Source organism: Candidatus Sarcina troglodytae, assembly GCF_015708635.1.
GTDB lineage: Bacteria > Bacillota > Clostridia > Clostridiales > Clostridiaceae > Sarcina > Sarcina ventriculi.
The window spans coordinates 1,814,166-1,838,592 of record NZ_CP051754.1 but is presented as its reverse complement, the minus strand read 5'-3'; the positions used below and the strand labels follow the sequence as shown (position 1 = coordinate 1,838,592).

General features: G+C 29.1%; 21 protein-coding genes. 18 read left to right on the top strand and 3 right to left on the bottom strand.

Annotation, left to right across the window (positions count from 1 at the left end; genetic code table 11):
- Positions 1 to 48 precede the first annotated feature (48 nt).
- From nifJ to HH195_RS08360, 3 genes are all read left to right on the top strand, one after another.
- Entirely contained in the window at positions 49 to 3,573 is a 3,525-nt protein-coding gene (gene nifJ, locus HH195_RS08370) for a pyruvate:ferredoxin (flavodoxin) oxidoreductase (RefSeq protein ID WP_196370787.1), read from the top strand.
- Between the two features lie 252 nt (positions 3,574 to 3,825).
- A complete protein-coding gene (locus HH195_RS08365; RefSeq protein ID WP_196370785.1) occupies positions 3,826 to 4,185 on the top strand; it encodes a DUF1292 domain-containing protein in 360 nt (119 codons plus the stop codon).
- Between the two features lie 53 nt (positions 4,186 to 4,238).
- A complete protein-coding gene (locus tag HH195_RS08360; protein ID WP_196370783.1) occupies positions 4,239 to 4,880 on the top strand; it encodes an HAD-IB family hydrolase in 642 nt (213 codons plus the stop codon).
- A gap of 45 nt (positions 4,881 to 4,925) precedes the next feature.
- Here HH195_RS08360 and HH195_RS08355 read toward each other — a convergent pair whose 3' ends face one another.
- On the bottom strand, positions 4,926 to 6,575 hold the full coding sequence (locus HH195_RS08355; protein WP_196370781.1) for a putative manganese-dependent inorganic diphosphatase: 1,650 nt from the start codon (positions 6,573 to 6,575) through the stop codon (positions 4,926 to 4,928).
- Between the two features lie 310 nt (positions 6,576 to 6,885).
- Here HH195_RS08355 and HH195_RS08350 point away from each other — a divergent pair, with 310 nt between their 5' ends.
- Positions 6,886 to 9,435, top strand: coding sequence for a calcium-translocating P-type ATPase, SERCA-type (locus HH195_RS08350; RefSeq protein ID WP_196371925.1), 2,550 nt, complete (start codon positions 6,886 to 6,888; stop codon positions 9,433 to 9,435).
- 61 nt (positions 9,436 to 9,496) lie between these two features.
- On the opposite strand, the gene HH195_RS08345 is transcribed toward HH195_RS08350, so the two are convergent.
- On the bottom strand, positions 9,497 to 9,904 hold the full coding sequence (locus tag HH195_RS08345; RefSeq protein WP_196370778.1) for a hypothetical protein: 408 nt from the start codon (positions 9,902 to 9,904) through the stop codon (positions 9,497 to 9,499).
- Between the two features lie 204 nt (positions 9,905 to 10,108).
- On the opposite strand from HH195_RS08345, the gene deoC reads away from it, so the two are divergent.
- From deoC to holA, 10 genes are all read left to right on the top strand, one after another.
- Positions 10,109 to 10,762, top strand: a complete 654-nt coding sequence (gene deoC / locus HH195_RS08340) for a deoxyribose-phosphate aldolase (RefSeq protein WP_196370776.1) — start codon at positions 10,109 to 10,111, stop codon at positions 10,760 to 10,762.
- Positions 10,763 to 10,942: 180 nt separating this feature from the next.
- The gene (locus tag HH195_RS08335; RefSeq protein WP_196370774.1) at positions 10,943 to 13,225 is read left to right on the top strand and encodes an AAA family ATPase; all 2,283 of its coding nucleotides are present in this window, start codon (positions 10,943 to 10,945) and stop codon (positions 13,223 to 13,225) included.
- A 115-nt stretch (positions 13,226 to 13,340) separates the two neighbouring features.
- Complete coding sequence (spoIIAA, locus tag HH195_RS08330) at positions 13,341 to 13,676, top strand: anti-sigma F factor antagonist (protein ID WP_055259371.1); 336 nt, start codon at positions 13,341 to 13,343, stop codon at positions 13,674 to 13,676.
- Positions 13,677 to 13,689: 13 nt separating this feature from the next.
- Positions 13,690 to 14,112, top strand: a complete 423-nt coding sequence (spoIIAB, locus tag HH195_RS08325; RefSeq protein WP_055259369.1) for an anti-sigma F factor — start codon at positions 13,690 to 13,692, stop codon at positions 14,110 to 14,112.
- 27 nt (positions 14,113 to 14,139) lie between these two features.
- Positions 14,140 to 14,889, top strand: a complete 750-nt coding sequence (sigF, locus tag HH195_RS08320; protein ID WP_371811692.1) for an RNA polymerase sporulation sigma factor SigF — start codon at positions 14,140 to 14,142, stop codon at positions 14,887 to 14,889.
- Positions 14,890 to 15,053: 164 nt separating this feature from the next.
- Positions 15,054 to 15,527: a stage V sporulation protein AC gene (spoVAC, locus tag HH195_RS08315; protein ID WP_196370770.1), complete on the top strand. Its 474-nt coding sequence runs from the start codon at positions 15,054 to 15,056 to the stop codon at positions 15,525 to 15,527.
- Positions 15,528 to 15,531: 4 nt separating this feature from the next.
- A complete protein-coding gene (gene spoVAD, locus HH195_RS08310; protein WP_196370768.1) occupies positions 15,532 to 16,551 on the top strand; it encodes a stage V sporulation protein AD in 1,020 nt (339 codons plus the stop codon).
- Positions 16,552 to 16,569: 18 nt separating this feature from the next.
- Positions 16,570 to 16,929, top strand: coding sequence for a stage V sporulation protein AE (gene spoVAE / locus HH195_RS08305; protein ID WP_055259362.1), 360 nt, complete (start codon positions 16,570 to 16,572; stop codon positions 16,927 to 16,929).
- Positions 16,930 to 16,975: 46 nt separating this feature from the next.
- On the top strand, positions 16,976 to 18,370 hold the full coding sequence (locus tag HH195_RS08300) for a ComEC/Rec2 family competence protein (protein WP_196370766.1): 1,395 nt from the start codon (positions 16,976 to 16,978) through the stop codon (positions 18,368 to 18,370).
- A 70-nt stretch (positions 18,371 to 18,440) separates the two neighbouring features.
- Positions 18,441 to 19,484: a DNA polymerase III subunit delta gene (gene holA, locus HH195_RS08295; protein WP_196370764.1), complete on the top strand. Its 1,044-nt coding sequence runs from the start codon at positions 18,441 to 18,443 to the stop codon at positions 19,482 to 19,484.
- Positions 19,485 to 19,522: 38 nt separating this feature from the next.
- Here the strand turns inward: holA and rpsT are convergent, their stop codons facing one another.
- A complete protein-coding gene (gene rpsT / locus HH195_RS08290; RefSeq protein WP_196370762.1) occupies positions 19,523 to 19,777 on the bottom strand; it encodes a 30S ribosomal protein S20 in 255 nt (84 codons plus the stop codon).
- 202 nt (positions 19,778 to 19,979) lie between these two features.
- Here rpsT and gpr point away from each other — a divergent pair, with 202 nt between their 5' ends.
- The 4 genes from gpr (at position 19,980) to lepA (ending at position 24,426) form a co-directional block, all read left to right on the top strand.
- Positions 19,980 to 20,954, top strand: coding sequence for a GPR endopeptidase (gpr, locus tag HH195_RS08285; RefSeq protein ID WP_196370760.1), 975 nt, complete (start codon positions 19,980 to 19,982; stop codon positions 20,952 to 20,954).
- Between the two features lie 56 nt (positions 20,955 to 21,010).
- Positions 21,011 to 22,069 (top strand): stage II sporulation protein P, encoded by a 1,059-nt coding sequence (locus HH195_RS08280; RefSeq protein ID WP_055259354.1) that lies wholly within the window; start codon positions 21,011 to 21,013, stop codon positions 22,067 to 22,069.
- 74 nt (positions 22,070 to 22,143) lie between these two features.
- Entirely contained in the window at positions 22,144 to 22,497 is a 354-nt protein-coding gene (locus tag HH195_RS08275; RefSeq protein WP_196370758.1) for a hypothetical protein, read from the top strand.
- A 129-nt stretch (positions 22,498 to 22,626) separates the two neighbouring features.
- A complete protein-coding gene (gene lepA, locus HH195_RS08270) occupies positions 22,627 to 24,426 on the top strand; it encodes a translation elongation factor 4 (protein ID WP_055259350.1) in 1,800 nt (599 codons plus the stop codon).
- Position 24,427: the final 1 nt, after the last annotated feature.

The following is a 24,427-nucleotide window of genomic DNA, read 5'->3' as shown; positions in this document are numbered from 1 at the left end:
TTATATATATGTTTTATATACATACTTTTAGAAAGAGGTGTCACGAATATGTCAAAAAAAATGAAAACTATGGACGGTAATACGGCTGCGGCATACGTATCATATGCATTCACAGATGTTGCTGCTATATACCCAATAACTCCATCTTCACCAATGGCAGAACACGTTGATGAATGGAGTGCAAAAGGACAAAAGAATATTTTTGATCAACAAGTTAAAGTAATCGAATTACAATCAGAAGCAGGAGCAGCAGGTGCAGTTCATGGTTCATTACAAGCAGGAGCTTTAACAACAACATTTACAGCTTCTCAAGGTCTTTTATTAATGATACCAAACATGTATAAAATTGCAGGTGAATTACTTCCAACAGTATTCCATGTAGCTGCAAGAGCATTATCAACATCAGCATTAAACATCTTTGGTGATCACCAAGACGTTATGGCTGCAAGACAAACAGGATTTGCAATGCTTGCAGAAGGTTCAGTTCAAGAAGTTATGGACTTATCAGCAGTAGCTCATTTAGCTACATTAAAATCAAGAGTACCATTTGTAAACTTCTTTGATGGATTTAGAACATCACATGAAATACAAAAAATAGAACTTTTAGATTATAATGATCTTAAAGGTTTAGTTGATATGGATGCTGTTGATGCATTTAGAAAAAGAGCTTTAAATCCTAACAAACCAGTAACAAGAGGTACAGCTCAAAACCCTGATATCTACTTCCAAGAAAGAGAAGCAGTTAACAAATTCTATGATGCAGTACCTGAAATAGTTGAAGGATACATGGCTGAAATAACTAAATTAACAGGAAGAACTTACAACTGTTTTGACTACTATGGAGCAGCTGATGCTGATAGAGTTATAGTTGCTATGGGTTCTGTAACAGATTTAATAGAAGAAACTATAGATTATTTAAATGCAAACGGACAAAAAGTTGGTTTAGTTAAAGTAAGATTATATAGACCTTTCTCAAATGAAAGATTATTAAAAGCTATACCAAGTACAGTTAAGAAAATTGCTGTTTTAGATAGAACAAAAGAACCAGGATCAGCAGCAGAACCTTTATTCTTAGATGTTAAAAATGCATTCTATGGAAAAGAAAATGCTCCTTTAATAGTTGGAGGAAGATTCGGTCTTGGATCAAAAGATACAGTTCCAGCTCATATAATCGGAGTATATGATAACTTAGCTAAAGCAGAACCAAAAGATGGATTTACATTAGCTATAGTTGATGATGTAACATTTACTTCATTAGAAGCAGGAGAAAATGTTGATACAACTCCAGTAGGAACTACAGCATGTAAGTTCTGGGGATTAGGATCAGACGGTACTGTTGGTGCTAACAAGAGTGCTATAAAAATTATCGGAGACCATACTGACATGTATGCTCAAGGATATTTCTCATATGATTCAAGAAAATCAGGTGGTGTAACTGTATCACATTTAAGATTTGGTAAACAACCAATAAAATCACCATACTTAATAAATAAGGCTGATTTTGTAGCTTGTCATAACCAATCATATGTTCATAAATATTTTGTACTTGATGGATTAAAAAATGGTGGTAAATTCTTATTAAACACTATAGAAACTCCAGAACAAGTAGCTGCTAGTTTACCAGCAAAATATAAGAGATACTTAGCAGAAAATAATGTTGAATTCTATACATTAAATGCTGTTAAAATAGCACAAGAAATAGGTCTTGGTGGAAGAATCAACATGATTATGCAAGCTGCATTCTTCAAGCTAGCTAACATAATTCCAGTAGAAGATGCTGTTAAATACTTAAAAGAAGCTGTTGTTACTTCATACGGTAAAAAAGGTGAAAAAGTTGTAAACATGAACCATGCAGCAATAGATAAAGGAATAGAAGCTTTAGTTAAGATAGAAGTTCCTGCTGAATGGAAAAATGCTCAAGATGAAGCTCCAAAAGCTGATAGAGTAGCAAAATCAGACTTTATAAAGAAAATAGTTGACCCTATGAACAGATTAGAAGGAGATTCACTTCCAGTTTCAGCTTTTGTTAACATGGAAATGGAAGATGGTACTTTCGAAAATGGTACAGCTGCATTTGAAAAAAGAGGAACAGCAGTTAACGTTCCAGAATGGATACCAGAAAATTGTATACAATGTAACCAATGTTCATATGTATGTCCACATGCTACAATTAGACCACACTTATTAACAGAAGAAGAAGTTAAAAATGCTCCAGCAGCATTAAAATCAGTTGCAGCTAAGGGATTAAAATCAGAATCTCCATTAAACTTCACTATATCAGTAAGTACTTTAGATTGTACTGGATGTGGAAACTGTGCTCAAGTTTGTCCTGCTAAGGAAAAAGCTTTAGTTATGAAACCACAAGATACTCAAAGTGAACAAATGGAACCATGGTATTATTGTGAACATGATATAGCTCCAAAAGCTAATCCAATGAACAAAAATACAGTTAAAGGAAGCCAATTTGAAAAACCATTATTAGAGTTCTCAGGTTCATGTGCAGGATGTGGAGAAACACCTTATGCAAGACTTATAACTCAATTATTTGGTGATAGAATGATGGTTGCTAACGCAACAGGATGTTCTTCAATTTGGGGAGGATCTGCTCCTTCAACTCCATACACTACAAACAAAGATGGTCATGGACCAGCTTGGGCTAGTTCATTATTTGAAGATAATGCTGAATTTGGATTTGGTATGTATCTAGGAGTTAAAGCAATAAGAGAAAAATTAGCTGATAATGCAAGAAAAGCAATAGAAGCTGGAGTAAGCGCTGATGCTAAAGCTGCTTTAGAAGCTTGGTTAGATAAAATGGATGATGGTGAAGGAACAAGACAAAGAGCTGAAAATGTTATTGCTGCTTTACAATCAGAAACTAACGAATTTGCTAAAGAAATCTTAAAAGATCAAGATTACTTAGTTAAGAGATCTCAATGGATATTCGGTGGAGACGGATGGTCTTACGATATCGGATTTGGTGGAGTTGACCACGTATTAGCTTCAGGAGAAGACGTAAATATATTTGTATTTGATACAGAAGTTTACTCAAATACAGGTGGTCAAAGTTCTAAGTCTACACCAACAGCTGCTATAGCTAAATTCGCAGCTTCAGGTAAGAAGACTAAGAAGAAAGATCTTGGTATGATAGCTATGAGTTATGGTTATGTATATGTTGCTCAAATAGCTATGGGAGCTGATAAAAATCAAACTCTTAAGGCTATAGCAGAAGCAGAAGCATATAAAGGACCATCATTAATAATAGCTTATGCTCCATGTATTAACCATGGTATAAAATCAGGAATGGCTAACTCTCAATTAGAAATGAAGAGAGCTGTTGACTGTGGATACTGGGCATTATACAGATACAATCCATTAGTTGCTGAACAAGGAAAGAACGGATTTGTTTTAGATTCTAAAGAACCAACAGGAGATTTCAGAGAATTCTTAATGGGTGAAGTTAGATACGCTTCATTAGTTAAAGCATTCCCAGAAGCTGCTGAAGCTTTACTTGAAAAAACAGAAAGAGATGCTAAAGCAAGATTAGAAGGCTATAAGAAATTAGCAGCTAAATAATATTTTTTAGCATAAATTATAGATTAAGATTGAAGTAACAACAAAAGTGCTTAGAAAACTATTTTGTTTTCTAAGCACTTTTTATATGATTTTAATTTTTTATAAAAAATTATTTATGTAAAAAATAGATTTATATGAAAATATATTTAAATATATGTTGTTAATATTCAAAAATGATGTTAAAATTTATAAAAGCCCCTTAAAATTAAGGGTGCATAAATGATAAGTATTTCCGTAAGGGAGGAAAGTTTTATGTCAGAAAAAGAATTAAATCAATGCTGCGGCGGAAGCTGTGGATGCGAAGGTGAAGATAATCAAGGAAGTTGTGGATGCGGAGGTCATAACCACGATCATGGAAATGAATGTGGATGTGGTGAAGAGCATTATGAAACATTTGTGGTAGACCTAGAAGATGAAAATGGAAATATAGTTTCTTGCGACGTTGTAGAAGCATTTGAATATAAAAATTCAGAATATGTTTTAGTAGAAAATCCGCAAGATAATTCAATATACCTTTTCAGATCACAAGGGGAAGAAGGAGAACTTGTGGTTCCTTCAGAAGAAGAATTTGCTGAAGTAACAAAATATTATGAAGAAGAATTATCTGAATAATATAAATAAAAAGATGGTGCTTGCATCATCTTTTTAAATTCTGAGGAGAATATATGGAAAGACTAGCTATATTTGATGTAGATTTTACGATAACTAATAAAGAAACATTATTAGAGTTTTTTAAATTTATGTTAAAAAAAGATAAGAAGAATATAAAGTATTTGTTACGAGTTGTTGTATCAGGAATTTTATATGGTATAAAGGTTTATGATGAAAAAAGAGTAAAGGAATGTTTTTTAAAATTTATAGATGGTATTAATGAAAAAGATTTAAATAATTTAGTTAAAAATTATTATGATCAACGATTAACTAACATTTTCTATAAAGATGCCATAGATAAAATAAAAGAATTAAAACAAAAGGGATATAAAATATATCTTATATCTGCTTCACCAGAATTTTATTTAAAAGAATTTTATGCTATAAAAGAAGTAGATATGATAATAGGTACTAGATTTCATTTTAATGATGGAAAATTTGCAAGAAAAATGCTAGGAGCAAATTGTAAGGGTGAGGAAAAAGTAAAAAGATTAATGAGTGTATTAAAAGAAAAAAATATAACGGTAGATTTTAAAAATTCACTTATGTTTTCAGATTCCTTATCAGATACACCACTTTTAGATTTAGTAGGTAATGGTTATCTTATAAACTATAAAAAAAATCATGAAAAATATAAAATATTAAAATGGAAATAAAAAGGTATCTAAAGTCTTTAGACTTTAAGGATACCTTTATTTTTGTTATTTACTAATTCTTTCTATGATTGTAGCTGTTACTGGTGGGATAACTTGTTTCTTTCTAGATAAAACTCCAGGTAAAAATACAGTTGAATCTTCTAAAGTAACTTTAAATGCCTCTTCAGCTATTTGAGGAGTGTTTCCTGCAACTAGAAGTTGAGAGCCTTCATTTATAATATCTGTAAGTAATAACATTATAACTGATAGTCCCATATTTTCAGCTTTTTCTTTCATATAACTAAGCATATCTTCTTTTAAAGGCATAAATCCTTCGATATCCATTGTGTTTACTTGAGCAACACCTATTTTAACTCCTTCAATAGTGAATGGCTTAAAATCTTGGTTGAATATTTCTTCAACTGATTTTCCTTTAAGTGAAGTACCAGCTTTAAACATCTCTTTTGCAAATGTTTCTGGGTTTATTCCAGCTATTTTGGCTAATTTATTACACATTTCTATATCTTCTGGAGTACAAGTTGGAGATTTAAATAATAAAGTATCTGATATTATAGCTCCACATAAGAGACCAGCAACTTCTCTAGATGGAGTTAATCCATTTTCAAAAAATCTTTTGGCAACTATAGTTGAAGTACTTCCAAGAGGTTCATTTCTAAAATATATTGGATTTCCAGTTTGTATATCAGCTACTCTATGATGATCTATTATTTCTAAAATTTCAGCATCTTCAAGACCATTTACAGATTGACCTCTTTCATTATGATCAACTTGTATAACTTTTTTCTTGTTATTAGAAATTAAATGGAATCTAGCAATAGTTCCAATAACTCTATTATGTTCATCTATAACTGGATAATTACTATATCTAGTTTCTGACATTTTTACTTTTACATCTTCAACAAGTTCATCAGTTGAAAATGAAATTATGTTTTCTTTAGCCATTACAAATTCAACAGGTAGGCTTTGAACTATAAGTCTAGAAGTTGTAAATGAATCATAAGGAGTTACTATAACTGAAATATTTTTTTCTTTTGCTAAAGTAACAACTTCTTCAGATGGATCAAGACCTCCTGCTATTACCATTAAAGAAATATTAAGATTTAACAGTTTCTTTTGAGATTCAATTCTGTTACCAACTATAGCAATATCTCCTTCAGAGACAAAGTTTATTAAAGAACTAGAACTCATTGCTCCTACTACTATGTTTCCAGGGAAAACTGTTATTTCATTATTCACATTAATAGTTTTAGCATCTAGAGTTTCAACTATGTTTTTTAAACTAGTATTGCTCTTAGCTAAAATACATTTTTCCCATGTGTTCATATATGTTCCTGTTATATCTGATGTTGAAAGCATACCAACTAATTGGTTTTTTGAGTTTGCTACAGGTATTGATTTAAGATTTTTTTCGTTCATGATTGCCCAAGCTTTTCTTAAAGAAACATCAGAAGTTATAGGATTCATTCTATCAATATCTAAATCTTCTATTTTAAGTTTTACTGTTTCTAATAATCTAGGGTTTGAAACGTTAAAATAGTCTAGAATATATTGAGTTTCTTGATTAACTTTCCCTAAAACAACAGGTATAGCTGGTGTGTTTTGAGTTTTGTTTTTAAATTCTGCATATGATATAGCAGCACATACAGAATCAGAATCAGGATTTTTATGACCTGTTACATATATAATATCTTTCATAATAATTACCGCTAAAAACTTTAATTTATGTTTTTAGCGATTCACCTCACTTTCTTATATACAGTATTTTTTATAATGTTTATTCTAAAATATGTTCATAACAAAATAAAAAAAGTGTTGTAATATCTCTAATAATTATTTTAAATGTTACATAAACAAAAGTAAAGTTTATTAATTTAAGTATTAATTATTAATAAAAAAGGATAGGAATTTTAAGGCTGTTTTTGTATACATAATATAAATTAGGTTCTAAATTTAGTATCTTAGCACATATATTACAATATATTTGTAAAAAGGAGGATGAAAAGTGATACAGGAAAAAGAAGTTATTAGAGGTTTAACTTCAAGTGAAGCTCAAAAAGGGCTTGAAAAATATGGACCTAATGAAATTATGCAAAAGAAAAAAATATCTCCCATAAAGATATTTTTAGCGCAATTTAATGATTTTATGGTTTGGGTGCTTATTGGTGCAACAATAATTTCAGGATTTATGGGTGATATTGCTGATGCAGTAACAATATCTATTATAGTAGTTATAAATGCTTTTTTAGGCTTTATTCAAGAATTTAAAACAGAGAAATCTTTAGATGCTTTAAAATCATTAGCAGCTCCAACATGTAAAGTTTTGAGGGATGGAAATATAAAAATTGTAAATGCCTCAGAAGTTACTATAGGAGATGTTATTATATTAGAAACAGGAGACAGAGTTCCAGCGGATGGAGCTATTATAGAATGCAACAATCTTATGGTAGATGAATCACTTTTGACAGGTGAATCAGTAGGAGTGAACAAGGGGTTAATTGGAAATAGCTCAAACATATTCATGGGAACTACTGTTTTAAAAGGAAAAGGAAGTTTTAGAGTAACACAAGTTGGTATGGGAACTAAAATGGGAGAAATAGCGGATGACCTTCAGAATATAGAAGATGAAAAATCTCCGCTTAGAGAAAGATTAGATAGTCTTGGGAAAATATTAGTTGTACTATGTATTATTGTTTGTGTTCTTGTTACAGTTTTAGGTGTTTTAAGAGGAAATGATTTAGGAGAAATGTTCCTTTTAGGTGTTAGTTTAGCGGTTGCTGCAATTCCGGAAGGGTTAGCGGCGATAGTTACAGTTTCTTTAGCTCTTGGAGTGTCTAGAATGCTTAAGAGAAAGGCTTTAGTTAGGAAACTTCCAGCTGTTGAAACTTTAGGATGTACTTCTGTAATATGTAGTGATAAAACTGGTACATTAACTCAAAACAAAATGACAGTAAAAGAAGTTTTTATGAATGGTAAAATTTATAAAATTGATGATGAAAAACTTCCTGAAAATAATGCTCTAATGAAATCTTTTGTATATTGTAATGATTGTAATTATAATTTTTCTAAAGAAAATATAGAGGAGGCACTTTACGGAGATCCAACAGAAACAGCTTTAATAAAGTTGTATTTTAATGATGTAAATTTATTAAAAAATAGAGTAGCATCAATAGATAGAGTTTTTGATATACCATTTGATTCAATAAGAAAAATGATGTCTGTAATTGTTAAAGAGAATGGTAAGGAAATTTGTTATGTAAAAGGTGCTCCAGAACGTCTTATAAACAAGTGTACACATATATATGAAGATGGCACTATAAAACCATTAACTCATCAAAAAAAAACTCAGATACTAGATTCAGTAGAGAATATGAGTAATAGAGCTTTAAGGTGTATTGGTGGAGCTTATAAAGAGAATAATTTAACTAGAGATGAAAAAACTTTAGAAAATAATCTAATATTTCTTGGAATAGCAGGTATTATAGATCCTCCAAGACCAGAGGTTAAAGAAGCTGTTAAGAAATGTAGGCTAGCTGGAATAAGACCAGTTATGATTACAGGAGATCATAAAAATACAGCTTATGCAATAGGGAAGGATTTAAATATTGTAACTTCAAAGGATCAAGTTATAACAGGTGAGGAACTTGAAAAAATAAATGATGAGGAGCTTAAAGAGAAAGTTAAGAATATACGAATTTTTGCAAGGGTTACACCAAAACATAAGTTAAGAATTGTAAGGGCATTTAAGCAAACAGGAAATATTGTTGCAATGACTGGAGATGGCGTAAATGATGCTCCAGCTATCAAGGAAGCTGATATTGGAATCGCTATGGGAATATCAGGAACGGATGTAACAAAAGAAGCATCAGCTATGATACTTATGGATGATAATTTCAGTACCATAGTATCGGCAGTAGAGGAAGGAAGAACTATATACGATAATATAAGAAAGTTTATAAGATATTTATTATCTTGTAATTTAGGAGAAGTTTTAACGATGTTTTTAGCATCATTATTTTATCTTCCAACTCCTATGCTTCCTATACAAATTTTATTTGTAAATTTAGCAACTGATGGACTTCCTGCAATTGCTCTTGGGGTGGATCCAGCCGATAAGGACATAATGAATCAACAACCAAGGGATAAAAAAGAAGGTGTATTTGCAAGGGGACTTACAGAGAAGATACTAGTTAGGGGATGCTTAATTGGAATTTGTACACTTTTATCATTTATAGGTGGAATGTATTACGGAATGAGTTTAGAAACATGCAGAACTATGGCTCTTGCAACTTTAGTAATGTCACAATTATTTCATGTATTTGAATGTAGATCAGAGAGACACTCAATATTTGAAATAAAATTATTTAGTAATCCATATTTGGTTTTGGCAGTATTATCATCTGTTATTATGCTTCTATCAATAATTTATGTGCCATTTTTAAGACAAATTTTCCATACAACAGCTTTAGGAATAAATAATTGGCTTTTAGTTTTATTCTGTTCGTCTGTAATATTTTTTATAAATAGTGTTTATCTTTTTATAAAGGTTAAAAAATAGTATTTTGATTTTGAAATTCTTTAAAATAAAAAAGGCTATGGAATTTTCCATAGCTTTTTTATTATTTGTTTCTGTAAGTTGGTTGTTGAATTCTTTTGATTTGAGAATGATCAACAGGTATTAAATCTTTTTTAGTTGTTAGATTCAAAATATTGCTAATTTCAATGTATTCTTTTTCATTTTCTTTGTTTGATTTAAGACCTTGAATAATAACTGTATTTCCTCTATTTAATTGAATAAATTGAGGTTTTTTAAACCATTTATTTTTTTTATAAACACATTTTATTACAGCTTTTGATCTATCAGGTTTGATTATTACAGTAGCTATAATTTTATGAAATAACCAAAGTATTGATTTTTCTTCTACTTTAACAGAAATTATATTTCCTTGAAATTGAGCCATTCTATCGCCGTATTTTTCTAAGTAAGAGTCTGTATAATATTTTGATAACTTGTCTTTAACTCCCATTATTAAAACTCCTTCACCTTATAATTAAATAATATATTATTGATAATATATTATTTGTAAAGCTAACATGTATTATAGCATATAATGAATTTAATGAAAATAAATTTTTAAATGTTTTGTAATGTTTACATATTTATGAATAATTTATATAATAAAAGATATAGCAATTATATGCAATATAAATAATTGGTTTAGGAGAAATTTATGGAACATAAAGATATATATAAGATAATAGATCACACTTTGTTGAAACAAGATGCAACAAGCGAAGAAATAAAAAACCTTTGTAAAGAAGCGTTAGAATATAATTTTGCATCTGTTTGTGTAAATCCTACTAATGTAGAGCTTGCAGCAAAAATTTTAAATGGAAGCTTAGTTAAAGTATGTACTGTTATAGGTTTTCCTTTAGGTGCAAATACAACTAAAATTAAAGTTTTAGAGGCTAAAGATGCCATAGAAAATGGTGCAACAGAAGTTGATATGGTGATAAACATAGGAAGACTTAAGGATAAGGATTATGATTATGTAAAAAAAGATATAGAAGCTGTGGTAAATGAGGTAAAAGGAAAGGCATTAATTAAAGTTATAATAGAGACATGTCTTTTAACGGATGAAGAAAAAGTTGTAGCTTGTAAACTTGCAAGTGAAGCAAAGGCTGACTTTGTAAAAACATCAACTGGATTTTCAACAGGTGGAGCAACTCCTTTTGATGTAAAACTTATGAGAGAAACTGTGGGAGAAAATATGGGTGTTAAAGCATCAGGTGGGATTAGGACATCAGAGGATGCTAAAGAGCTTATAAAAAATGGGGCAAATAGGATAGGGGCATCAGCATCTATAAAAATTTGTACAGAATAATGTTATAAATATTAGAAAAATCAAGAGTCTATGAAAAGTCATAGGCTTTTTTGTCGAAGAAAATTATATTAATAAATAAAAAAGTATGGTTAAAATAATATTTTTAGAATATTAATATAATAAGTATGTAAAAGGAGGATAAGGCTTAGAATTATAAAAATTTTAAGCAGATTTAGTTTTATGAGAAAACAAATAACTCCACAGGAAATAATATATAAAGAAGATTTTACAAAGGTTAGAGGGGAAAAAAATAATATATTAGAATATGCTGATATATGCAATTCTATTGAAGATGCTTTAAATATAAATAAAGAAGGATACAATGTTTATTTAGTAGATGAATTTTCAAAAGAAAAATTAAATAAGATAACTAAGTATATAGAAAAGATTCTTTGTCAAAAAGAAAAACCTAAAGATATATGCTATATTATAACTGATAATCCTAAATGTCCTAAATCTGTTGTCATAGAAAATGGTACAGGTATTGTTCTAAAAGAGAAGGTTGAGCAGATAAAAGAATTATATTATGATAAAATATTTAGTTTTTATAATTCATCTGTAAGCAATGAAAAGGAAATGATAATAAATGATATTCATGATAAGAGAAACTCTTATATAAGTGGGTTAATAAAAAGAGCAAAAGATGAGGGATTTGATTTAAAAGCAACAGCTGCGGGATTTGCTTTTATACCTATAATAGATGGAAAAACAGTGGATGAAGATGAATATGATTTGTTAGAAAGCGAGTCTAAGGATAATATAAATTTAAAGGCTGATGAACTTAAAAGGGAAGCTGAAAAAATTTTAGAAGACTTAAAAAACATGGAAATAAAAGCAGTTGATAGATTAAAAAAAATATTAGAAGATTATCTTGAAGAGGAAACACGTGAGTTTAAAAATGATTTATATCTTAATTTTAATGGTGTAGATAAAGTTTTAGAATGTTTTGATGATTTGTTTAATGACTTAGAAAGTTCTGTAATAGATAATTATTCCATGAGTTTTGAAGATGATGAAGACAAGATTTCTGAAATATTATCAAGGTATGTAGTAAATATATTAGTTGATAATAGTGAAAACACAGCTCCAAGGGTTATATTTGAAGAGGATCCAACAATTAATAATCTTTTAGGTAGTATAGATTATGAAAATAGAGGTAACACATATGTAACAGATGTTACTCAAATTAAAGCTGGCTCATTAATCATGGCTAATGAGGGATGTTTAATTTTAAGGCTTAATTCTTTGTTTAATGGGGTAAATGTATACTATTATTTAATGAAAGCTTTATTTACAGGAAAGGTTAGCTATGATTTTAATAAAAGTTATTTAGAAGTGCTATCATTAAATGGTTTAACTCCAGAACCAATACCTTTAAATACTAAAGTTATATTAATAGGAGATTATACAAGTTTTGATATTCTTTATAATCAAGATGAAAATTTTAAGAATATGTTCAAAATAAGATTAGAATTTAATCCTTATAAAACCATAAATGATGAAACTAAAGGAATTTTACTAAATACTATACGAGAAATAATAGAAACAAATAAGCTAATGAATTTATCACAAAATGGAATAAATGAAATAGGAAAATACTTATCAAGAAAGGCATCAGATAAAAATAAAATATATTGGGATGTTTCAGAAATTGAAAAAGTTTTAATTAAAGCAGAAAGATTAGCCATTAAGGGTAAGAAAAAAATTATAGATGTACAGGAAATTAGAAATAGCATATATACTATTTCTAATGTAGAAGAAGAGTATATAGATATGTATAAAAAACATAAAATGATAGTAGATGTTAAAAATAAGGTGGTAGGAAGTGTAAATGGGCTTGCTGTTATAGATTTAGGTTATGTAAGCTTTGGAAAGCCACTTAGAATATCTTGTGTTTGTTCAAAAGGCATGGGTAGAATAGTTGACTCTCAAAGAGAAAGTAATTTAAGTGGTAGTATACACAATAAATCTTTGAGCATACTTAAGGGATTTTTAAGCAAGTTTTTAAATAGTTATGAAATAGCATCAATAGATTTTCATTTGAGTTTTGAGCAGGTATATGGAAAAGTAGAAGGGGATAGTGCTTCAGTTGCAGAAGTAATAGCTATGATTTCAGCTTTAAGCAAGATACCTGTCAATCAAAATATAGCAGTTACAGGGTCTATAAATCAATTTGGAGATGTTCAACCAATAGGTGGAGTCAATGATAAAATAGAGGGATTTTTTAATGTATGTAATTCTATAGATACTTATAAAGGTAAGGGAGTATTGATACCAGAAAGTAATTTAGATGAGGTTATTTTAAATCCAAATGTAGAAGAGGCTATAAATAATGGAGATTTTGTTATATATACAATGGAAAATATAAGTGATGCAATAATGGTTTTATTAGGCGATAATGAAACTAGTTTTGAGGACATAGCAGCTTCTATTGATAGGGAGATTAAAAAGTATAAAAACTAATGTTTAGATAAAGATGATTTGTAAAATACAAATCATCTTTATCAGTATTAATTGACAAATTTACATAATATATGTTAAAATATGGAAAAAGAGATAAGAAGATAGGAGGAATTTCATGTATATTGAATTTGAAAAAATAGATTCTAATTTAATTGTGCATCTTTTAGGAGAATTAGATCACCATAGTGCACAAGAAGTTAGGCATAAGATAGATGATATTATTGACAAGGATGCTATAAGTAATTTAGTGTTAGATTTTTCAAGGGTAACCTTTATGGATAGTTCTGGTATCGGCGTTATTATAGGTAGGTACAAGAGAATGAATTCAAAAAAAGGACAAATAGCAATTACATCTATTAATAGTAATATAAAAAGAGTATTTGAACTTTCAGGAATTTTTAGAATAATAAAAACTTATGATAAAATAGAAGATGCTTTAAATTTTAGTTAGTGGAGGGATTAATATGTTTCATAATAGAATGAAGGTAGAATTTTTAGCTAAATCTGAAAATGAAAGTTTTGCAAGAGTTTCAGTAGCTTCTTTTATAGCACAGTTAGACCCAACTTTAGAGGAAATAAATGATGTAAAAACAGCAGTCTCAGAAGCTGTTACAAATTCAATAATACATGGATACGATAATGATGAAAATGGCATAGTTTCAATAGAAACTATAATAAAAAATAAAGAAGTAATAATAACTGTTGAAGATAATGGACAAGGAATAGAGGATATTGAGGAAGCTAGAGAGCCTCTATATACATCAAAACCAGAGCTTGAGCGTTCAGGAATGGGTTTTACTGTTATGGAAACATTTATGAATTCTATAGAAGTGTTTAGTGAATTTGGAAAGGGAACTAAGGTGGTAATGAAAAAAAGCTTTCAATAGTTAAGGTGGTATGTTTTAGTGGATATAATGAAGGTAAGGAAAGAAGATTTTAATTATAACGATAACACTGAACTAATAAAGTTAGCTAAAAGTGGCAATGATGAAGCTATGAATAAACTAGTAGAAGTGAATACACCCTTGGTATCTTCTATTTGCAAAAAGTTTATGAATAGAGGTTATGAGTATGAAGATATATTTCAGATAGGTTCCATGGGGCTTGTAAAGGCTATAAATAACTTTGATTCATCTTTTAATGTAAAGTTTTCAACATATGCAGTTCCTATGATAATAGGAGAAATTAAGAGGTTTTTAAGAGATGATGGGATGATAAAGGTTAGTAGAAATACTAAAATTTTGGCTAAAAAACTTCATTATGATAAAGAAACTCTAGTTAAAGAGTTAAACAGAGAACCAACTATTGATGAGTTAGCAACATTTTCAAATGTAGATAAAGAGGATATAGTTTTTGCTTTAGAATCGGTTAATAATATGCAATACCTTTACGATACAATACACCAAGATGAGGGAACTCCTGTACTTTTAATAGATAAGTTAAGTGAAAGTCCAGATGAAGATAATAATATGATAGATAAGATAGCTTTAAAAGAAGCTATAAATTCTTTAGATATAAAATCTAAGGAAATAATAATGCTTAGATATTTTAAGGACAAGACTCAAATTCAAGTTGCTAAAATGCTTGGTATAAGTCAAGTGCAAGTTTCTAGGATAGAGAAAAAAGTCTTAGTTCTTATGAGGAAATATTTAGAAGATGAATAAGTTTAATAATCATATAATTTTTAGTTGTTTAATTTAGATAATAAAATTATTATCTTTTTAAACAACTTTTATTTTTATATACTTTTAATCATTGTATATATACAATCAAATAAAGAAATAATAAATACAAATCATAATATTTATTATAAGAAGGATGGTATAAGATGCAATATAAAGGAGATAAAGAAATAAAAAAAGATTTTGAAATTTTATCAAATAAGATGAAGCCTAAACCAAAAATTTTTAAAAACTGTGTAAGGGCATTTATTATAGGAGGGCTGATTTGTGTTATAGGTCAGTTTATATTAAATATGCTTATAAGGTTTGGAGTGCCTAAAGATGATGCAACTACATGGCTATCAATAATAATGATATTTATAGGTGCCTTCTTAACAGGAATAGGTGTGTATGATAAAATAGCAGCTATTGCTGGAGCAGGAACTATTGTACCTATAACTGGATTTTCAAATTCTATAGTATCTCCAGCTATGGAATTTAAAAAAGAAGGTTTTGTAATGGGAATTGGTTCAAAAATGTTTACAATAGCAGGGCCTGTTTTGGTATATGGTATAAGTACATCTATAGTTATTGGAATTATATATTATATTTTAATTTTGATAGGTGTTATGGGAGTATAGGATTATGAGTAAATTGGAAAAACGTTTAGGTGGGCAAACGGTAGTATTAGAGAGTAAACCCAAAATAATTGCAACTCATAGCGTTGTTGGGAAAAAAGAAAGTGAAGGACCTTTAAAGGATTATTTTGATGATGTAGTAAAAGATGATCAAAATGGGAAAAAGAGCTTTGAAAAAGCAGAAACAAGCATGATGATAAAAGCTATTAGCAATGTAATAAAAAAAGGTAATCTTAAAGAAGAGGATATTGATTATCTTTTGGCGGGAGATTTATTGAATCAGTTAACATCAACCAGCTTTATGGCAAGAGAATTTAATATTCCCTTTTTTGGACTTTATGGGGCATGTTCTACAATGGCTGAGTCATTAAGTCTTGCTGGGCTTATATTAGATGGGGGATTTGCTAATCATGTAATTGCAGCTACATCATCTAATTTTAGTGCTGCTGAGAGGCAATTTAGATTTCCTTTAGAGTATGGTTCTCAAAGGAAGGAGCAAGCACAATGGACGGTAACAGGAGCTGGGGCTATACTTTTAGGAAGATATGGGGATTTACCTTATTTAACTCATGTAACAACCGGAGTTGTTAAAGATTATGGAATAAAAGAATCAGACAATATGGGAGCAGCAATGGCTCCAGCAGCCGTGGACACGTTATATAAACATTTTAAGGATACAGGACGAGAACCGAAAGATTATGACATAATTGTTACTGGGGATTTAGGTAAAATAGGTAAATCACTTACAGAAAATCTTATTTTAGACTATGGGTATGATATACGCGGAGTTTATACAGATTGCGGTGTAGAAATATTTAATAATGATGATAATGATATAAAATCTGGTGGAAGTGGTTGTGGATGTTCAGCAGTTGTATTTTGTGGGTACTTATATAAACAGTTAATGGCAAAAAAATTAAAAAGAGTTTTGTTAGTTTCAACAGGAGCTCTTATGAGTTCTACATCATCACTTCAGGGAGAATCAATACCAGGTATTGCTCATGCAGTTTCTATAGAATATATGTAAAGAAAGGAAGTAAATTTTATGGGGAGTTATATAGGTGCATTTATAGTTGGTGGAATTATATGTGTTATAGCTCAAATACTTATAGATAAAACCACGCTTACACCAGCCAAAATATTGGTTACGTTTATAACAATAGGTACCATTCTAGGAGCATTAGGAATTTATGAAAAGATAGTTCAAATAGGAGGAGCTGGAGCGACTGTTCCTCTTCCTGGATTTGGATATTCTTTATCTAAGGCTGTAAAAAAAGAAGTTATAGAAAATGGTATATTAGGTGCTTTTACAGGAGGTATAAAAGGAGCAGCTGGAGGAATTGCAGCAGCTATATTTTTTGGCTATATAATGGCGATTATATTTAATCCTAAGCCTAAAGGATAAGAATAAAATAAAAACTTATGGATAAAATTAAAGGCGGAGGTAAAATATGATTAATTATAAAGATACACCTAAGCTTTTGATTAAAAAACCACTATTTTTTATAATCATATCAGTAATTAGTGGTAATATAACATACTTAATTTCTAGAAATAGTTATATAGGTGTAATAGTTTTTATTACATCTATTATTTTTTGCTCTTTTATCCTTATAGAGAAAAATTTTAGGGGGATGTTATTAGTTTTTTTCCTATTTTCTTTTGTATCTTGTTTATTTTATTATTCCATTTATGAAAATAAAGCTAGCATATATACAGTGAGAATAGACAATATAAAGAAAAATGAAGTTGTAGGAACCTTTAGAGGGAGAAAGGTTTATATAAATAATATAGATAGTAATATAAAAACAGGAGAAATTTTAACTTTTAAAGGAAAGTTTAAAAAGAGTATAGACGTTAAAAGTGGAATAGTTGGACATTTGTTTGTAAAAAATCAAATTAAAATAAAAAAAGGGTACAAATATTATATAAATAGATTTAGTGAGGAATATTTTTGTTATATCAAAACGAGTTTAGGAGAGAATAAAAGTGCTTTTCTTACGGCTCTAGTTTTCGGAAACAAAGATTTTTTGTCTTACAGTCAGAAAAATAATTTGTCTAATTTAGGAGTAATACATCTTATATGTGTATCAGGATTTCATATATCCTTATTATTTATGTGTATTAATAAGTTTTTAAATACTAAATTTTCTTTAATTATTTGTTTATTTTACATAATTTCAATAGGATGTCCTATATCAGCTGTTAGAGCCTATATTATGATTTTTTTAGTGATATTATCTAAGAAAATCTCTAGAAATTATGATTCAATTAGTGCACTTTGTTTATCTGCTATAATATTAATTATTTATAAGCCATATATTCTTTATGAAAGTGGTTTTATCTTGTCGTATTTAGCAACTATTGGAATAGTATTATTTGCTAAAATTTTCAGTAAAGCATTTTATATCTTACCTAATTATATCAATAAATTTTTATCATTAACATTAGCAGCACAAGTATTTATTTATCCATATATGGTTTTAAAATTCAATAGTTTTTCTATGAATTTTTTATTAGCAGGATTTCTTTTAGCACCAATTATAAGTATAATGTTACCTTTAGGATTTTTAACAATAATATCTTGGTTAACAATAAAAAGTATGAGCTTTTTATATATACCGATAAATATTTTATTTGTAGTTTTAAATGGAATTTTAATCTTTTTAAGCAAGGTATCTTTAGAGAGTGTATATATACATAGTGCTTATGCAGTTTTTTATATGATGATGTTTATATGTATATACATGTCGTATAGTGGTTTTAAGAAGTTTAATATAGTATTTTATTCAATGATTCCTTTGGTAATTTTATTTTCATTTTATCTAAAAATAACTATGTTATAATATGTTTTAGCTAAATACTTAAATAAGTTTATATTATAAATAAAATCTATGAAAGGATATCGCAGATAGCATGATAGATTTAGGGACTTTGAATAAAAATATAAAAGAAAAAAAAGAGAGTAATTGTTATATATTATGTGGATTAGATGAAATGCTTATGAAGGAAACGATAGATAAGCTGAGTAAAAATTTCGTTGATGATGGACTAGAAAATTTAAATATAAGTAAATTTTATGGTGATGATTTAAGTGCAGAGAAATTAAAAGATGCGTTTGAAACATTTCCTTTTATGGGAGAAAAAAGAGTAGTTATCATATATCGAATACAGTTTTTAAATGAAAAATTAGATAATGATAATAAAAAAATATATGAGGAAATTAAAGAGTATTTAAAAAATACTCCAAAGCAATGTGTAATAATAGGATATATTCTTCTGAGAGATAAGAGAGAAAAGATTAGCAAATTAAAAAAACTTATGGCTTTAGATAAATATATAACAATTGTAAATATAGAGAAGTTAAGAGGGGCTGCACTTTATAATAGGGTATATGAAAAATTTACTTCAAAAGGAGTAAAAATTGGACGAATACAGTTGAGGTACTTTTGTGATATGGTAGACAATAATATGGATATCATAGAAAGAGAAATTGATAAACTTTTAAACTATACACATGGCAGAGAGATAACAAAAGATGATATAGAGGCTCTTCTTCCTAGAAAAGGAGAACAAGATATTTTTGATTTAGTAGAATTTATATCGGTAAAAAAAGTGGATAGAGCGGTAGATCTTATAAATGATTTAATAAATAGGGGAGAAAGTCCAATAGTTATTTTAAGTCAAATAAGAGAGCAATTTCAAAAACTTTATAGAGTTAAAATAAAAATTTCAAAAGGATATAAAATAGAGGATATAAAAGAAGAATTTTTAATGGTTAGTAGAGTAAATTTGCCTAATTTTGTAGTGGAAAAAATGATAACTCAGAGTAAGAAGTTTAATGAAGAGCAGTTAGCAAGATGTATAAAGCTTTGTGCAAATACTGAAAAAATTTTAAAAAGTACTAATGTTAATGCAAAAAGTGAGTTAGAAATTATGATAATAAAAACTGTTATGTAAAAAGAAAATGGTGCTAGGTAATATCTAGCACCGTATAATTAAGCCATTTTATTTAATCTAGCAGCTAATCTAGATTTTTTTCTAGCAGCCATGTTTTTGTGTATTACACCTTTAGAAACAGACATATCTAAAGCTCTAGCGGCAACAGAGAAAGCAGCAGTAGCTTCTTCCTTAGTAGTTGCAACTTCGAATTTTTTTATAGCTGTTTTTAAAGAAGACTTAATCATTTTATTTCTTAAAGTCTTAGTTTCAGTAATTTTAATTCTTTTTTTTGCTGATTTAATATTTGCCATTTTTATTTCACCCCCTTCAACTTTTATAGCGTATCTGCAGTTTTTGGGGAATCTGCGTACGAGTTCATATTTAACAAAGGTTATTATAACATCATAAAAATATAAGTTCAAGTGTTTTTTAAATGTTATGGAAACATAATTCATGATATTTAGGATAAACTAATACTTAATAAATATTGTTTATAAATAGAGAGGATTAGTTATGATTAATGTAAGAACAGACTTAGCTTTAGAAACACGTGAGATGTATAAATTCGAGTTTGGGAAGGAAGTTGATGGACTTGTAGTAGATGAGCAAGAAATTAATGATATAAAAATAACCACAGTAGATATTGTAGATGAACAGGGTGAAAAAATAATGGGAAAACCTAAGGGCAAATATATAACGTTAGAAATGCCCGAATATACTCATTATGATGGTGATATAAAGGACAAAATAGCTCATATTCTAGGAGAAACATTATCCAAAATTATAGAGGTAGGAAAGGATAGTTTGGCTTTAGTAGTTGGACTTGGAAATTGGAATGTGACCCCTGATGCATTAGGCCCTGATGTTGTTGAGAAAATTATGATAACAAGACATTTAAAGAAGGTTATGCCAGACAAAATAGACGATTCTGTAAGACCAGTTTGTGCTATTGCACCTGGAGTTTTAGGGATAACAGGAATAGAAACAGGTGAAATAATAAAATCTTTAGTGGATAAAATAAAACCAGATATTGTAATGTGCGTGGATGCTTTAGCCTCTAGAAGGTTAAAAAGAGTTGCAAGAACTATTCAAATAAGTAATACAGGAATTTCACCAGGGGCTGGAGTTGGTAATAATAGAATGGAAATAAATCAAGCAGTTTTAGGTGTTCCTGTAATTTCTATTGGAGTGCCAACTGTTGTAGATGCGGCTACGGTTGCAAATGATGCTATGGATTTAGTATTAGACGAAATGATAAATCAATCAACTAAAGGCAGTGAATTTTATAAAATGTTAAAATCGGTGAATAAAAATGAAAAGAACTCTTTAATAAAAAGCCTTTTAGCCCCATATGTAGGTGATTTAATGGTGACTCCTAAGGAAGTAGATGATGTTATAGATTCAGTGTCAAAAATAATATCAGATGGTATAAATTTAGCACTTCAACCTAGTTTAGATATGGAAGATATAAATAAATTTTTAAATTAGGTAACATAATATTTCTTGCCCCTACATATAAATTTAAATATGAGGGGGCGAATAATGTGCAGGTGAAAAGCAGGAAGAAGATTCCCATAGAACTTGGAATTTTCTTAATATTTTTAGTAATATTTATGTTTAGATTTATACAAGTAACATTAGAGAAAAATGTAATAGGAAATTTATCTTATGTTCAGTTGTTAAATAAAGGAATGCCATTAATTGAAGCTACATATTACGATAAAGATGCTTATGTTGAAAGTAACGTAACAATAAAAAGTTTAGCTTTAGAAGCCTTAAATATAAAATCTTTTCATCCGATAGATATAGTTTTAAATGAGGTTCCTTATTTTGATGCACTAAGTAGGATTTCAACTGTGGAAAAGCCTGGTTATATAAATAAAATATCTGATATAGTTTCTTTTAGTTTAAATGATCAAAGTATAGATATGAAGGAACAAACGCAGGTTGCTACTACTGATACGTCTAGTGGAGTTTATGATTCAAGTTTAAAGAAAGAGTTAGATCAATCAGTACCTGAAGTTTTAATATACCACACACATACAGCTGAGGGGTATTCAATTAATGATACTACAGATGAAAATTTAAATGTTGTAGGAGTTGGTGATACTTTAGCAAAAGAACTAGAAGAAAATTACGGAATATCCGTTATACATGATAAAACTATGCATTCGATATCTTATAATGATAGTTATAAAAGATCTAGAGAAACTGTCCAATCTTATCTAGCTAAGTATGGAAATTTTAAACTTATAATAGACCTTCATAGAGATGCAGTTTCTGAATCTAGTAAATCAGCTGTTACGACTAATATAAATGGAGAAGATTTGGCTAGATTTATGTTTGTAGTAACTAAGAATAATCCCAATTATGATGCATCAGTGAGTTTAGCAACTAGATTAACTGAAAAATCAGAAGAATTGTTTCCAGGGCTTTGGAGAGGGAAACTCATGACTTATAATCGAGGAAGTAATTATTTTAATCAAGATTTAAGTGCTAATTCTCTTTTGGTAGAAATTGGAGCAAATTGTAATACTCCACAAGAATCTAATAATACAGCAAGATATTTAGCTCGTCTTATAGCTGAGGAGCTTAACAGATAAAATTTTTTGTATCTTTATTGAATAAATAAGATTATTTTGAACATCCTTATAGATATGGTCTAGGGGGTGTTTTTTTGAGAAAAATCATAAGAATTATACCATTTTTTTTATTTCTATCAATTTTGTTATGGGGAACTGTTAATATAAATATGAAAAATACGGCTATATTTAATAATGGTCACACAAATGATGATTCTTCGATTAACAGTAAAGAATTATCACAAAAAACGGGTATAGATTTAAGTATTTTCAATGAAGATAAAAGTATAATTAAAATATATAATGAAAATGATTCTACAAAAATGATTATCAATGGAAAAGATATAGACTTAGATGAATTAATAATAGGAAAAATTATATTACTAATTGTAAATTCTATAGATAATATTATAATGAATTTTAATAATTTAATAAACAATATAGTATAAAGCACTGTTTGATAAAATTAATTATTAACAATTTGTTTTAAACTATGATATAATCTAACATGACTTATTTTACATGGGGGTGAATGCTGCTTAAATCTTAAAAAATAAGATTTAAATGCAGGTTGAAATATGGATAAAAAAAAGTATATAAGAAATTTTTCAATAGTAGCACATATAGATCACGGTAAATCAACATTAGCAGATAGACTGTTAGAAAAAACAGGAACATTAACAGAAAGAGAAATGGAACAGCAAGTTCTAGATACTATGGAACTTGAGAAGGAAAGAGGAATAACTATAAAGTCTCAAGCAGCAAGACTTATATATAAGAGAGCTGATGGACAGGAATATATATTAAATCTTATAGATACTCCAGGACATGTAGATTTTACCTATGAAGTTTCAAGAAGCCTAGCAGCTTGTGAAGGTGCTGTTCTTGTTGTGGATGCAACACAAGGGATACAAGCACAGACACTAGCAAACTGTTATCTAGCTTTGGATAACGATTTAGAGATAGTTCCAGTTATAAATAAAATAGACTTACCTAGTGCGAGACCAGATGAAATAAAGCAAGAAATTGAGGATGTTATAGGAATTGAGGCTGAAAATGCACCTTTAATATCTGCAAAGACAGGACTTAATATAGAAGATGTATTAGAAACAATTGTAGAGAATATTCCAAGCCCTGAGGGAGATGAAGAAGCACCGCTTAAGGCTTTAATATTTGATTCTTATTATGATAGCTATAAAGGTGTAGTTTGTTATATTAGACTTAAGGATGGAAAAATTAAATCAGGGACTAAAATAAAATTTATGTCTACTGGTAAGGTTTATGAAATAACGGAGGTAGGAGTATTTACTCCAGCTTTAATGCCAGTTAAAGAACTTAGTGCAGGAGAAGTTGGGTATATAACAGCTTCAATTAAAAATGTTAGAGATGCTAGAGTTGGTGATACCGTAACCTATGCAGATAATCCAACAAAAGAACCACTTTCAGGATATAAGCCAGCAATACCTATGGTTTATTCAGGAATATATCCAGTTGATGGAGCTAAGTATGAAGAGCTTAAAGAAGCTTTAGAAAAACTTCAAATAAATGATGCAGCGCTTGCTTTTGAACCAGAGACATCTGTTGCATTAGGATTTGGATTTAGGTGTGGTTTTTTAGGACTTCTTCATATGGAAATAATACAAGAGAGAATAGAAAGAGAATTTAACTTAGATATTATTACAACAGCACCATCTGTTATATATAAAGTAATAAAGACAGATGGAGAAAAAATAGAACTTACAAATCCAACTAATCTTCCGCCAATGACTGAAATAGATTATATGGAAGAACCTGTTGTTAAGGCATCAATAATAGCTCCAACAGAATATACAGGTGCTATTATGGAACTTTGCCAAGAGAGAAGAGGAAAATATATTGATATGCAGTATATAGAGGAAACAAGGGTTGTTATAAACTATGATATTCCTTTAAATGAAATAGTTTATGATTTCTTTGATACTTTAAAATCAAAAACTAGAGGATATGCATCTTTAGATTATGAACTTAAAGGATATGAACAATCTAAGCTTGTGAAACTTGATATACTTTTAAATGGAGAAACTGTAGATGCTTTGTCTATGATAGTTCCAGAGTCAAGAGCATATCATAGAGGAAGAGCGATTGCTGAAAAGCTTAAAGAAATAATCCCAAGACATATGTTTGAAGTTCCAATTCAAGCAGCAGTGGGTTCTAAAATAATTGCTAGAGAAACTGTAAAAGCTATGAGAAAAGATGTATTAGCTAAGTGTTACGGTGGAGATATCTCAAGAAAGAAGAAACTTCTTGAAAAACAAAAGGAAGGTAAAAAGAGAATGAGACAGTTAGGTTCTGTCGAGGTTCCACAAGAAGCGTTTATGGCAGTTTTAAAAGTTGATTAGA